The 12,448-nt window shown below is 64.6% G+C and carries 14 protein-coding genes; all 14 read left to right on the top strand.

What is annotated here, in order from left to right; genetic code table 11:
* Nucleotides 1-1,174, top strand: a 1,174-nt coding sequence (gene urtA, locus ACXJL8_RS19045; protein ID WP_456685405.1) for an urea ABC transporter substrate-binding protein, incomplete at its 5' end; no start/stop codon positions are given.
* An 85-nt stretch (nt 1,175-1,259) separates the two neighbouring features.
* Entirely contained in the window at nt 1,260-2,867 is a 1,608-nt protein-coding gene (gene urtB / locus ACXJL8_RS19050) for an urea ABC transporter permease subunit UrtB (protein ID WP_456621745.1), read from the top strand.
* Entirely contained in the window at nt 2,864-4,033 is a 1,170-nt protein-coding gene (gene urtC / locus ACXJL8_RS19055) for an urea ABC transporter permease subunit UrtC (RefSeq protein WP_456685406.1), read from the top strand. Before urtB ends, urtC begins: the two co-directional genes overlap by 4 nt.
* A gap of 6 nt (nt 4,034-4,039) precedes the next feature.
* On the top strand, nt 4,040-4,801 hold the full coding sequence (gene urtD / locus ACXJL8_RS19060; RefSeq protein ID WP_456621743.1) for an urea ABC transporter ATP-binding protein UrtD: 762 nt from the start codon (nt 4,040-4,042) through the stop codon (nt 4,799-4,801).
* Nucleotides 4,802-4,804: 3 nt separating this feature from the next.
* Nucleotides 4,805-5,500, top strand: a complete 696-nt coding sequence (urtE, locus tag ACXJL8_RS19065; RefSeq protein WP_456621742.1) for an urea ABC transporter ATP-binding subunit UrtE — start codon at nt 4,805-4,807, stop codon at nt 5,498-5,500.
* A 34-nt stretch (nt 5,501-5,534) separates the two neighbouring features.
* Nucleotides 5,535-6,365 (top strand): urease accessory protein UreD, encoded by an 831-nt coding sequence (locus tag ACXJL8_RS19070; protein ID WP_456621741.1) that lies wholly within the window; start codon nt 5,535-5,537, stop codon nt 6,363-6,365.
* A 24-nt stretch (nt 6,366-6,389) separates the two neighbouring features.
* Nucleotides 6,390-6,692: an urease subunit gamma gene (locus ACXJL8_RS19075; protein WP_195802235.1), complete on the top strand. Its 303-nt coding sequence runs from the start codon at nt 6,390-6,392 to the stop codon at nt 6,690-6,692.
* A gap of 112 nt (nt 6,693-6,804) precedes the next feature.
* A complete protein-coding gene (locus tag ACXJL8_RS19080; protein WP_456621740.1) occupies nt 6,805-7,110 on the top strand; it encodes an urease subunit beta in 306 nt (101 codons plus the stop codon).
* A 12-nt stretch (nt 7,111-7,122) separates the two neighbouring features.
* Nucleotides 7,123-8,250 carry a patatin-like phospholipase family protein gene (locus ACXJL8_RS19085; protein WP_456685407.1) on the top strand — a complete coding sequence of 376 codons (1,128 nt, stop codon included), beginning with the start codon at nt 7,123-7,125 and terminating at the stop codon, nt 8,248-8,250.
* Between the two features lie 14 nt (nt 8,251-8,264).
* Nucleotides 8,265-8,804 carry an HD domain-containing protein gene (locus tag ACXJL8_RS19090; protein ID WP_456621738.1) on the top strand — a complete coding sequence of 180 codons (540 nt, stop codon included), beginning with the start codon at nt 8,265-8,267 and terminating at the stop codon, nt 8,802-8,804.
* Nucleotides 8,805-8,841: 37 nt separating this feature from the next.
* Nucleotides 8,842-10,557, top strand: coding sequence for an urease subunit alpha (gene ureC / locus ACXJL8_RS19095; RefSeq protein WP_456621737.1), 1,716 nt, complete (start codon nt 8,842-8,844; stop codon nt 10,555-10,557).
* Nucleotides 10,558-10,698: 141 nt separating this feature from the next.
* A complete protein-coding gene (locus ACXJL8_RS19100; protein WP_148755265.1) occupies nt 10,699-10,998 on the top strand; it encodes a putative quinol monooxygenase in 300 nt (99 codons plus the stop codon).
* A 15-nt stretch (nt 10,999-11,013) separates the two neighbouring features.
* Nucleotides 11,014-11,649, top strand: a complete 636-nt coding sequence (locus tag ACXJL8_RS19105) for an urease accessory protein UreE (protein WP_456621736.1) — start codon at nt 11,014-11,016, stop codon at nt 11,647-11,649.
* On the top strand, nt 11,630-12,358 hold the full coding sequence (locus ACXJL8_RS19110) for an urease accessory protein UreF (RefSeq protein ID WP_456621800.1): 729 nt from the start codon (nt 11,630-11,632) through the stop codon (nt 12,356-12,358). The genes ACXJL8_RS19105 and ACXJL8_RS19110 overlap by 20 nt, the downstream gene beginning before the upstream one ends.
* The last annotated feature ends 90 nt before the right edge of the window (nt 12,359-12,448 follow it).

Genomic DNA, 12,448 nt, shown 5'->3' on the forward strand with positions numbered 1-12,448 from the left:
CTCCGGCACCATGGCCATCAGCGAAACCACGCTGAAGGACACGATCCTCTTCCTGATCGACGAGCAGAACAAGAAGGGCGGCGTGCTCGGCAAGAAGCTCGAGGCCGTCGTCGTCGATCCCGCCTCCAACTGGCCGCTGTTCGCGGAAAAGGCGCGCGAGCTGATCACCAAGGACAAGGTCTCGGTCGTGTTCGGCTGCTGGACCTCGGTGTCGCGCAAGTCGGTGCTCCCGGTGTTCAAGGAGCTGAACAACATCCTGTTCTACCCCGTGCAGTACGAGGGCGAGGAGAGCGAGCGCAACGTGTTCTACACGGGTGCTGCGCCGAACCAGCAGGCGATCCCCGCCGTCGACTATTTGATGAAGGACGAGAAAGTGAAGCGCTGGGTGCTCGCGGGCACCGACTACGTCTATCCGCGCACCACCAACAAGATCCTGGAAGCCTATCTGAAGTCGAAGGGTGTCGCCCAGGAAGACATCATGATCAACTACACGCCGTTCGGTCATTCCGACTGGCAGACGATCGTGGCCGACATCAAGAAGTTCGGCTCGGCCGGCAAGAAGACCGCGGTGGTCTCGACCATCAACGGCGACGCCAACGTTCCCTTCTACAAGGAGCTCGGCAACCAGGGCATCAAGGCCAAGGACATCCCGGTGGTCGCGTTCTCGGTGGGTGAGGAAGAGCTCGCCGGCATCGACACCAAGCCGCTGCTCGGCCATCTCGCGGCCTGGAACTACTTCCAGTCGATCAAGTCGCCGGAGAACGAGAAGTTCATCAAGGCGTGGCAGGCCTACACCAAGAATCCGAAGCGCGTGACCAACGATCCGATGGAAGCGCACGTGATCGGCTTCGACATGTGGGTCAAGGCGGTCGAGAAGGTGAAGTCGACCGATCCCGACAAGGTCATCGACGCTCTCCCGGGCATCGAAGCCAAGAACCTGACCGGCGGCACCTCCAAGATGCTCCCGAACCACCACATCACCAAGCCGGTGTTCATCGGCGAGATCAAGGCGAACGGTCAGTTCGACGTGGTCTGGAAGACGCCCGGTCTCGTTGCCGGCGATGCCTGGTCGAAGGAGCTGGAAGGCTCCAAGGACCTGGTCGGCGACTGGGTCGGCAAGAAGTGCGGCAACTTCAACACCAAGACCAACAAGTGCCTCGGTTCGGGCTCCTGATCCGGGTCTGACTGTCCAGCGTACGCGACCGGAGAAGGCGGCGATCCCGCCGCCTTCTCCACCATTTCTGCCGGGGTCATTCACAGTGCCAGCCAATTTGTCCGCCCGTCTCTGTTCGCTCCTGCTCTCGTTGCTTCTGATCGCGTTCGCACTGCCGGCCTTTGCCGGTCCGTTCGAGGATGCGGTCGCCAAATTCGCCAACGATGATTATTCCGACACCGAAGAGGCGATCGGCGTGGTCGCGAGCAGCGGCAATCCGCTGGCCTACCCCATCATCAGCGCGCTCCAGGACGGCCGCCTGATGGCCGATCCGGACAGCAAGAAGGTCTACGTCACCGGCACCGACGGCAAGTCGATCGATGCCGCGACCGGCCAGCCGGTCGCCAGCGTTCCCGACAGCGCGAGCGCGGTCCGCCTCAACAACCGCCTGCGCCGCAGCGTCGACGCCGCGGTCGGCAGCCTGACGCTGCAGTCGCCGGATCTCGGAGCGCGCCTCCAGGCCGCGCAATCCGTCTTCAAGTCGCATGAGGAGACGGCGCTCGAAGCCGTCGACGGCGCGCTCGCCAAGGAAACCAACCGATCCGTCAAGGCCGCGCTGGGCGACGCCCGTGCGGCGATCCTGCTGTTCAAGTCCGACGCCACCGAGGTCGAGAAGCTCGAGGCGGTCGCCACCCTCAAGGCGCGCGGCGACCAGGAGGCCTTGGCGCTGCTCACCGGCATGGGCGACCAGCCGGCCTCGGTGACCAAGGCGGCGGCGAGCGCGATCGGCTCGATCCAGTCTTCGCTCGCGGTCTGGTCCACGGTGCAGAATGCCTGGTACGGCCTCTCGCTCGGCTCGGTGCTGCTGCTCGCCGCGATCGGGCTCGCCATCACCTTCGGCGTCATGGGCGTCATCAACATGGCCCATGGCGAGATGGTGATGATCGGCGCCTACACCACCTTCGTGGTGCAGGAGGTGATCCGCACCCGCTATCCCGGCCTGTTCGACTATTCGCTGCTGATCGCGGTGCCGCTCGCCTTCCTCGTCGCCGGCGCGATCGGCGTCCTGATCGAGCGCAGCATCATCCGCTTCCTCTATGGCCGTCCGCTGGAGACGCTGCTCGCGACCTGGGGCCTGTCGCTGGTGCTCCAGCAGGCGGTGCGCACCATGTTCGGCCCGACCAACCGCGAGGTCGGCAACCCCTCCTGGATGAGCGGCGCCTTCGAGCTCGGCCAGATCACCATCACCTACAACCGGCTCTGGATCCTCTGCTTCACGCTCGCGGTGTTCGCGATCCTGCTCGCGATGCTGCGCTATACCGCGCTCGGGCTCGAGATGCGCGCGGTGACGCAGAACCGCCGCATGGCAGCCTCGATGGGCATCGCCACCTCGCGCGTCGATGCGCTGACCTTCGGCCTCGGCTCGGGCATTGCCGGCATCGCCGGCGTGGCGCTGTCGCAGATCGACAATGTCAGCCCCAATCTCGGCCAGAGCTACATCATCGACAGCTTCATGGTCGTGGTGTTCGGCGGTGTGGGTAATCTATGGGGAACCCTCGTGGGCGCCTTCACGCTCGGCATCGCCAACAAGTTCCTGGAGCCGGTCGCCGGCGCCGTGCTCGGCAAGATCGCCATCCTGGTGCTGATCATCCTGTTCATTCAAAAGCGCCCGCGCGGCCTGTTCGCGCTCAAGGGACGGGCGGTGGAAGCATGACGCCGCATATGCTCACGCGATCGCTGGACCGCGGCGCGACCATATTTCTGCTGGTCGTGGCCGCGCTGGGCGTGCTGATTCCGCTCTCCAATCTGCTGCTGCCCACGGGCTCCTTCTTTCAGGTGCCGACCTATCTGGTCGCGCTGTGGGGCAAATATGTCTGCTACGCCATCCTCGCGCTCTCGATCGACCTGATCTGGGGCTATTGCGGCATCCTCTCGCTCGGCCACGGTGCGTTCTTCGCGCTCGGCGGCTACGCCATGGGCATGTATCTGATGCGGCAGATCGGCACCCGCGGCGTCTACGGCAATCCGGTCCTGCCGGATTTCATGGTGTTCCTGAACTATTCCAAGCTGCCCTGGTACTGGTACGGCTTCGACATGTTCTGGTTTGCGGCGTTGATGGTGCTGTTCGTCCCCGGCCTGCTCGCCTTTTGCTTCGGCTGGCTCGCCTTCCGCTCCCGCGTCACCGGCGTCTATCTGTCGATCATCACGCAGGCGATGACCTATGCGCTGCTGCTCGCCTTCTTCCGCAACGATTTCGGCTTCGGCGGCAATAACGGCCTGACCGATTTCAAKGACATTCTGGGTTTCAACGTGCAAGCCGAAGGCACCCGCGCGGCACTGTTCGCGCTGAGCTGCCTGGCGCTGATTGTCGCCTTCCTGATCTGCCGCTCTGTCGTGTCCTCCAAGCTCGGCAAGGTGCTGATCGCAATCCGCGACGCGGAATCACGCAGCCGGTTCCTCGGTTACCGCGTCGAATCCTACAAGCTGTTCGTGTTCACACTCTCGGCCTGCATGGCCGGCGTCGCCGGCGCGCTCTATGTGCCGCAGGTCGGCATCATCAACCCGAGCGAATTCGCGCCGGGCAATTCGATCGAGGCGGTGATCTGGGTCGCGGTCGGCGGCCGCGGCACGCTGGTGGGGGCGGCGCTCGGCGCCGTCGTCGTCAACTACGCCAAGACGTTCTTCACCTCGGGCATGCTGGCGCCGTACTGGCTGTTCATGCTGGGCGCGCTGTTCATCCTGGTGACGCTGCTGCTGCCCAAGGGCATCGTCGGCACCTTCAATGCCTGGTGGGCTTCGTCGCAGGAAAAGGGCCTTGCCGAGACGACCGTGAGCGCCGCGGCCGAAGACGGCGTCAGCGAACCCAAGATGGCGGAGTAGGCGCAAATGAACGTCATGGACACCCGCGCGACCTCCGCGATGCTCTATCTCGACGGCGTGCACGTCTCGTTCGACGGCTTCCACGCCATCAACAACCTCTCGCTGACGCTCGCGCCCGGCGAGATGCGCGCCATCATCGGCCCGAACGGCGCCGGCAAGACCACGATGATGGACATCATCACCGGCAAGACCAAGCCGGACGAGGGCACGGTGCTGTTCGACGGCGTCACCGATCTCACGCGACTGGACGAGACCCGGATCGCCGAGCTCGGCATCGGCCGCAAATTCCAGAAGCCGACGGTGTTCGAGAGCCAGACCGTGCAGGACAATCTGCTGCTCGCGCTCAATGTCGATCACAGCGTCAGGGGCACGCTGTTCTGGCGCGGCAGCAAGGCGGAGTCGGAGCGCATCGACAAGGTGCTGGAGACGATCCGCCTCACCGAGTCGCGCAACCGCCTCGCCGGCAGCCTCAGCCACGGCCAGAAGCAGTGGCTCGAGATCGGCATGCTGCTGGCGCAGGATCCAAAGCTGCTTCTGGTCGACGAGCCCGTCGCCGGCATGACCGACGTCGAGACGCATCTCACGGCCGAGCTGCTCAAGGAAATCAACAAGACCCACACCGTGATGGTGGTCGAGCACGACATGACGTTCGTGCGCGAACTCGGCGTCAAGGTCACCTGCCTGCACGAAGGCACCGTGCTTGCGGAAGGCACCATCGACCAGGTCTCGTCCAACGACCGGGTCATCGAAGTGTATTTGGGGCGCTGAACCATGCTCGAGGTCAAGAACATCAACCTGTTCTACGGCGCGGCGCAGGCGTTGCGCGGCGTCTCGATCGCGGCCGAGCCCGGCAAGGTGACCTGCGTGCTCGGCCGCAACGGCGTCGGCAAGACCTCGCTGCTGCGCGCCATGGTCGGGCAGTATCCGATCTCGTCCGGCGCGATCGTGTTCGACGGCGATGACATCACCGCCCTGAAGCCCTATGAGCGGGCGCGCAAGGGCATCGGCTTCGTGCCGCAGGGCCGCGAGATCTTTCCGCTGCTGACGGTCGAGGAGAACCTCAAGACCGGCTTCGGCCCGCTCAAGCGCGAGGACAAGCACATTCCGGACGATGTCTTCTCGCTGTTCCCGGTGCTGCAATCCATGCTCGGCCGCCGCGGCGGCGACCTCTCCGGCGGCCAGCAGCAGCAGCTTGCGATCGGGCGTGCGCTGGTGATGCGGCCAAAGCTGCTGCTGCTCGACGAGCCGACCGAGGGCATCCAGCCCTCGATCATCAAGGACATCGGCCGGGCGATCTCGTACCTGCGCAACCTCGGCAATATCGCCATCGTGCTGGTCGAGCAATATCTCGACTTTGCCTGCGAACTCGGCGACAGTTTTGCGGTGATGGATCGCGGCGCGGTGAAATTCTCCTGCGACCGCACCAATCTCGACGCGAGCGAAATCAGCCGCCAGATGGCGCTGTAGGCCGGATTTCTGCCGCGACCGGCCGGGGAGACGGATGCGCAGCGAGCTATCAGCCACATCGTCTGTATTCGAGGCCAACCGTGCCCGCGGCGCGGTGCGGTTCGACGTCCACGCCCGCGACGGCGTGACACGACGCGGCGCCCTGCATGAATCGGGCTCCCTGCGCGTGCGCTTTCCCTCGCCGGAGGACGAAGGTCTGTCCGGCATGTTCGTCAACACGGCCGGCGGTGTCGCCGGCGGAGATCGTTTCGACGTCGAGATCGCGGTGGCCGAACGCGCCCGCCTGACGCTGACCACGGCGGCTGCGGAAAAGGTCTACCGCGCGCCGGGTCCCGCGGCGCAGCTCAGCATCGCGCTGAAGGTCGGCGCAGGCGCGCATCTCGCATGGCTGCCGCAGGAGACGATCCTGTTCGACCGGGCGCGGGTGCAACGCCGCTTCGATATCGAGCTCGATGAAACGGCCTCGCTCCTGCTGTGCGAGATCGTGGTGTTCGGCCGCGCCGCCATGGGCGAGCGGATGCAGCAGGGCGAGTTCGTCGACCGCTGGCGGCTCTCCCGTGGCGGCAAGCTGGTCTTTGCCGAGACCGTCAGGCTCGACGGCAATGTCGGCGCCAAGCTCGCGCGTGCCGCGGTCGCCAAGGGCGGCGCGGCGATCGGCACGGCCCTGATCGTTCCCGGCGACGAGGCGCTGGTCGAGCGGATTCGCGAGGCCTCGGAATCCTTCGCCGGCGAGGTCGGGATATCCGCCTGGAATGGCTTTGCAATGGCGCGGTTCTGTGCCCAAGATGCGGCCGCCTTGCGCGCCGACATGATGGCCGTGCTGGCGCGCACCGGCGCGGCCCTGCCGCGGCTGTGGCTGAATTGATGATGTGAATGGAAGAGATTTCGCATGAACCTGTCTCCTCGCGAAAAGGACAAGCTTCTGATCTCGATGGCGGCCATCGTGGCGCGGCGCAGGCTCGATCGCGGCGTCAAGCTCAACCATCCGGAGGCGATCGCGATCATCTCCGATTTCATTCTCGAAGGCGCGCGCGACGGCCGCACCGTTGCCGAGCTGATGCAGGCGGGCGCGCAGGTTCTGACCCGCGACCAGGTGATGCCCGGCATCCCCGAGATGATCCACGACATCCAGGTCGAGGCGACGTTTCCGGACGGCACCAAGCTCGTCACCGTGCACGAGCCGATCAGGTGATTCAAATTCGTCATTCCGGGGCGCCCGCAGGGCGAACCCTGAATCCAGAGATTGTTGATCGAGATTCCGGGTTCTCGCTCCGCGAGCCCCGGAATGACGGAGGAAGACAGACATGATCCCCGGTGAACTCTTCATCCAGGACGGCGAAATCGAGCTCAATGCCGGCCGCAAGACCGTGACGCTGACGGTCGCCAACACCGGCGACCGTCCGATCCAGGTCGGCTCGCACTACCATTTCTTCGAGACCAATCCGGCGCTGAAGTTCGAGCGCAAGAAGGCGCGCGGCATGCGCCTCGACATCGCCGCCGGCACCGCCGTCCGCTTCGAACCCGGCCAGACCCGCGACGTCCAGCTCGTGGCGGTGGCCGGCAAGAAGACCATCTACGGCTTTCGCGGTGACGTGATGGGGAAGCTGTAAGGCAGGCCTGCCATGGATACGGTTGCCAAGGACAAGGTCGAGATTGGACTCGTGCTCCAGGGCGGTGGCGCGCTTGGAGCCTATGAGTTCGGGGCGATCGAGGCGCTGCTGGAATTGATGGATGCCATCGATGCTCCGGGCAGGACCGTGACGCTGGTCGCGGTCACCGGCGTATCCATTGGCGCGATCAATGCGGCCTGCGTGGTCGGCGCCACGGACCGGGCCGATGCGAGAACGCGCCTGCAATCCCTGTGGTCCGAGCTTTCCCTGGAACCGCGAAACTACTGGTGGGGCATCGCCAACCGGGACCTCGCTTTGTTTGGCGTGCACGGCTTCTACAAGCCCCGTTACGATTACTGGAATGTGTTCGGCTGGACCAATTTCTACGATACCGGGCCGATGCTCGGGACGCTGAAGAAACACGTGGATTTCGCTGCGCTGAACAAAAGTCCGACCGCCTTTGTCGTCACCGCGGTCGATGTGTCATCCGGCGAGTTGATGCGCTTTCGGAACCATCCGCACAAGGACGAGCCGCGAACCGAGATCGGGCCTCAGCACGTCCTGGCAAGCGGCAGCCTTCCGCCCGGTTTTCCGGCGACGCCGATCGGCGGCGCGAATTTCTGGGACGGCGGCATCGTCGACAATACGCCACTCGGCGATGCCATCGATGCGTTTTCCGGATCGGACGATGTCGATCGCATTCTGGTCGTCATGAACCTTTTTCGAAGCAAGCGTGCTGCGCCGAAGAATATGATCGAGGCCAACGATCGCCTGAGTGAGCTGCGCTACGGCAATCGGCTTCGTCAGGACGGCGCAAACGCAGCGGTCATCAATGAACTGTTGCAGACCGTCGAGGCGCTCTACGCGGCTGTCCCCGAAGAGGCACGGGATCCGCAACTCGTCGGGCGGGTTTTGCGCGCGCAGCGTTTCAAGACACTGGGCGCGATCACCAACATCGACCTGGCCGATGCCAATATCATGAAGGAGGCCGGCCTTTCCCTGGAGTCCCAGGATTCCGGAGCTTTTCGCGATTTTTCGGCCGCAGGGATTGAGCGGCGTCGCAAGGCCGGACATCRACTTGCACAATTGAAGCTCCAGGAATTGTTCAAGATGCGCGGCCTGCTGCCGGCGCTTCATTGATCAGGAGTTCTCCGGTGATGTCTCCGATCCGCCTCGTCTCCGAAGCCGCCGAGCTGGCCGCGCGCCGGCATAACGGGATGGCGCGCAAGGGGCGGGGGAACGAGCCTTACATCAACCATCTCGCCGAGGTTGCGAACCTGCTCGCGGCTGCGACCGACGGTGCCGATGCCGAACTCGTGGCGGCTGGGTGGCTGCATGATACGATTGAGGACACCGAGACCACACGTGAAGAGCTTGCACAAAAGTTCTCGGACCGCGTCGCTTCCCTCGTGGTCGAATGCACCGACGACATGAGCCTGCCCAAGGCTGAACGGCGTCGCCGGCAGGTGGTCGATGCGCCAAAAAAATCGACCGGCGCCAAGCTGATCAAGATCGCTGACAAGGTCAGCAATATCGGTGCGCGCATTCATGCCGACCCGACCGCCGACGAGCGTGACGATTTGGTCGACTACACCGGCTGGGCCGAGCAGGTGGTCGCCGGCTGTCGCGGCGGCAATCAGTGGCTCGACACGACATTCGACAACATGGTGCGAACGGCGAGGGCATCGCTGTGAGCGCTGGCCAAACATTCAAACGCAAACGGGGCTTGTGATGTCCGTCAAAATCAAACGTTCCGTCTATGCCGACATGTTCGGCCCGACCACCGGCGACAAGGTGCGGCTGGCCGACACCGATCTCATCATCGAGGTCGAGAAGGATTTCACCACCTATGGCGAGGAGGTGAAGTTCGGAGGCGGCAAGGTGATCCGCGACGGCATGGGACAGTCGCAGGTCACCAACCGGCAGGGCGCGGCCGACACCGTCATCACCAACGCGCTGATCGTCGATCACTGGGGCATCGTAAAGGCCGACGTCGCGATCAAGGAGGGCATGATCTCCGCGATCGGCAAGGCCGGCAATCCCGACATCCAGCCGGGCGTCACCATCATCATCGGCCCCGGCACCGATGTGATCGCGGGCGAAGGCAAGATCCTCACCGCCGGCGGCTTCGACAGCCACATCCATTTCATCTGCCCGCAGCAGATCGAGCACGCGCTGATGGCGGGCGTCACCTCGATGCTCGGCGGCGGCACCGGTCCGTCGCACGGCACCTTTGCCACCACCTGCACGCCGGGCCCATGGCACATGGGGCGGATGATCCAGTCGTTCGACGCCTTCCCGGTCAATCTCGGCATCTCCGGCAAGGGCAACGCCTCGCGGCCCGCGGCCCTGGTCGAGATGATCAAGGGCGGCGCCTGCGCGCTGAAGCTGCACGAGGACTGGGGCACGACGCCGGCCGCGATCGACAATTGCCTGTCGGTCGCCGACGATTACGACGTCCAGGTCATGCTTCATTCCGACACGTTGAACGAATCCGGCTTCGTCGAGGACACCATCAAGGCCTTCAAGGGCCGCACCATCCACGCCTTCCACACCGAAGGCGCCGGCGGCGGCCATGCCCCCGACATCATCAAGGTCGCGGGCCTGAAGAACGTGCTGCCGTCATCGACCAACCCGACGCGGCCCTTCACCCGCAACACCATCGACGAGCATCTCGACATGCTGATGGTGTGCCACCATCTCGATCCCTCGATCGCGGAGGACCTGGCGTTCGCCGAGAGCCGCATCCGGAAAGAGACCATCGCGGCCGAGGACATTTTGCATGATCTCGGTGCGCTCTCGATGATGTCCTCGGACTCCCAGGCCATGGGCCGTCTGGGCGAAGTGATCATCCGCACCTGGCAGACCGCCGACAAGATGAAGAAGCAGCGCGGGTCGCTGCCGCAGGACAAGGGCAAGGACAAYGACAATTTCCGCGTCAAGCGCTACATCGCCAAGTACACGATCAATCCCGCGATCGCCCATGGCGTGTCGAAGCTGATCGGCTCGGTCGAGAAGGGCAAGCTCGCCGACCTCGTGCTGTGGTCGCCGGCCTTCTTCGGCGTCAAGCCGGACTGCATCATCAAGGGCGGCTCGATCGTCGCAGCTCCCATGGGCGATCCCAACGCCTCGATCCCGACGCCGCAGCCGGTGCACTACCAGCCGATGTTCGCCGCCTTCGGCAAGGCGCGCACCGCGTCCTCCGTCGTGTTCACATCGAAGGCTGCGGTCACCGGCGGCCTGGCCCGCAAGCTCGGCATCGACAAGAAGCTCTATGCCGTCCAGAACACCCGCGGCAAGATCTCGAAAAAGAGCATGATCCACAACGACGCCACGCCCAACATCGAGGTCGATCCGGAGACCTACGAGGTGCGCGCCGACGGAGAGTTGCTCACCTGCGCGCCGGCCGAGGTGCTGCCGATGGCGCAGCGATATTTCATGTACTGAAATAGCGCCTCAACGCATGTCCCGAGATTATGTCCCGAGCGCAGGTMCGGGGGCGGCTTTTTCCGGTTTTGCGTTCGATCCCGCATGGTCTAAGGTCCCGCCCGGTATCTTGCCTCAGAAGAAAAGCCGGGAGGATTTCTCGTGATCTACGTCGTTGCCACCCTGACCATCAAGCCCGAGACGCGCGCCGAATTCATTGCAGCCGCCACCGCCTGCATCAAGGAGACGCGGAAAGAGCCCGGCAATATCGCCTATGACCTGCATGAGAGCGTCACCGATCCGACCAAGATGGTGTTCGTCGAGCAGTGGGAGAATGCCGAGGCGCTGGTGCCGCATCGCGGCCAGGAGCACATGAAGACGTTCGGCCGCGTGGCGGTAAAGTGCTTCACGGCGCCGCCGAAGATCGAAGTGATCACGCCCGAGAAGGTCGAGACACGGTAACAGGACGACAGCAGCATGATCCGGGCGACACAGGTCAGGGGACAGCACCGCTTCACGGAAGCACCAGTGGATACGGTCGTGCTCGATTTCGACGATCGGCACCGCCGCCGCATGGCGATGACGGGGACGCGGGGCCTCGAGTTTCTGCTCGACCTGGAAAACGCCGTCGCGTTGCGCGGCGGTGATGCGCTGGTGCTGGAAGATGGCCGGCTGGTCGAAGTGGTCGCGGCGCCCGAGCCGCTCCTGGAGATCCGCGGCCACGATCCGCACCACCTGATCCGCGTCGGCTGGCATCTCGGCAACCGCCATCTGCCGACGCAGATCATGGCCAAGGGCCTGCGCATCCGCCGGGATCACGTCATCGAGGCGATGGTGAAGGGACTCGGCGCGCGCGTGATCGAGATCGAGGCGCCGTTCGATCCCGAAGGCGGCGCCTACGCCGATGCCGGTCACGCCCACGGCCATGACGACCATGCCCATGATCACGGGCATCACGATCATGGTCACGATCACCATGATCATCACGGCCATGATCACCACCATCATGATCACGCCGCGCATGACCATCACGGGCACGACCACCACCATGATGAGCATTGCGACCACCCCGACCATGATCACGGCCACAGCCATGCTCATGACCGCAAATGAGCCGGTCGACGCCCGTCGCCTCACCGAGGGTGAGGCGGCGGCGCTGTACCGGCTCATGACCTGGCTGTCGCCGGCGTTCCCTGTCGGCGGCTTCTCCTACTCGAGCGGCATCGAATGGGCAGTCGAGGCCGGCGACATCGTCGACACCGCGACGCTCGCCGACTGGCTCGATGCGATGCTGGTTGACGGCTCGGGCTTTTGCGATGCGACGTTTCTGGTCCATGCCTATCGGGCCGCCGAGGCAGGCGAGGATGCCGCTTTGCGCGACATCGCGGAGCTTGCCGCGGCCTTCGTGCCGTCGCGCGAGCGGCAGCTCGAGACGGCCTCGCAGGGACGCGCCTTCATCGAGATCGCGCGGGCGGCGTGGGATGCCGACGGGCTGGATGCCATGGTCGCGGCGTGCCGCACGCCGCTGATTTATCCCGTCGCCGTCGGCGTGGTCGCCGCGATGCACGGCGTGCCGCTGGCTGCGACCTTGCACGCCTTCTTGCACGCGGTGGTCTCGAACTGGATCTCGGCGGCAAGCCGGCTCATTCCGCTCGGCCAGACCGACAGCCAGCGCGTTCTGGTGACGATGGAAGCCGCCGTCGCCGCAACCGCCAATCGTGCGCTGATTGCGTCACTGGACGATCTCGGCAGCGCGACGTTCCGCGCCGATCTCGCCAGCCTGCGGCACGAGACGCAATACACGCGGCTGTTCCGGTCATGAGTGCGAGGCGGCACACTCCGCCGTCGTCCTGGCGAAAGCCAGGACCCATAACCACGAATGCTTGTGGTTATGGATGGCCGTGGCCACAGC

This window comes from Bradyrhizobium sp. P5_C11_2, from assembly GCF_054049755.1.

Bases quoted from the DNA above. Each gene is read 5' to 3' on its own strand.
- ACXJL8_RS19105 (WP_456621736.1), top strand. From the start codon at position 11,014: ATGATCCGGGCGACACAGGTCAGGGGACAGCACCGCTTCACGGAAGCA.
- urtD (WP_456621743.1), top strand. From the start codon at position 4,040: ATGAACGTCATGGACACCCGCGCGACCTCCGCGATGCTCTATCTCGAC.
- ACXJL8_RS19070 (WP_456621741.1), top strand. From the start codon at position 5,535: ATGCGCAGCGAGCTATCAGCCACATCGTCTGTATTCGAGGCCAACCGT.
- urtE (WP_456621742.1), top strand. From the start codon at position 4,805: ATGCTCGAGGTCAAGAACATCAACCTGTTCTACGGCGCGGCGCAGGCG.
- ACXJL8_RS19075 (WP_195802235.1), top strand. From the start codon at position 6,390: ATGAACCTGTCTCCTCGCGAAAAGGACAAGCTTCTGATCTCGATGGCG.
- ACXJL8_RS19110 (WP_456621800.1), top strand. From the start codon at position 11,630: ATGCTCATGACCGCAAATGAGCCGGTCGACGCCCGTCGCCTCACCGAG.
- ACXJL8_RS19080 (WP_456621740.1), top strand. From the start codon at position 6,805: ATGATCCCCGGTGAACTCTTCATCCAGGACGGCGAAATCGAGCTCAAT.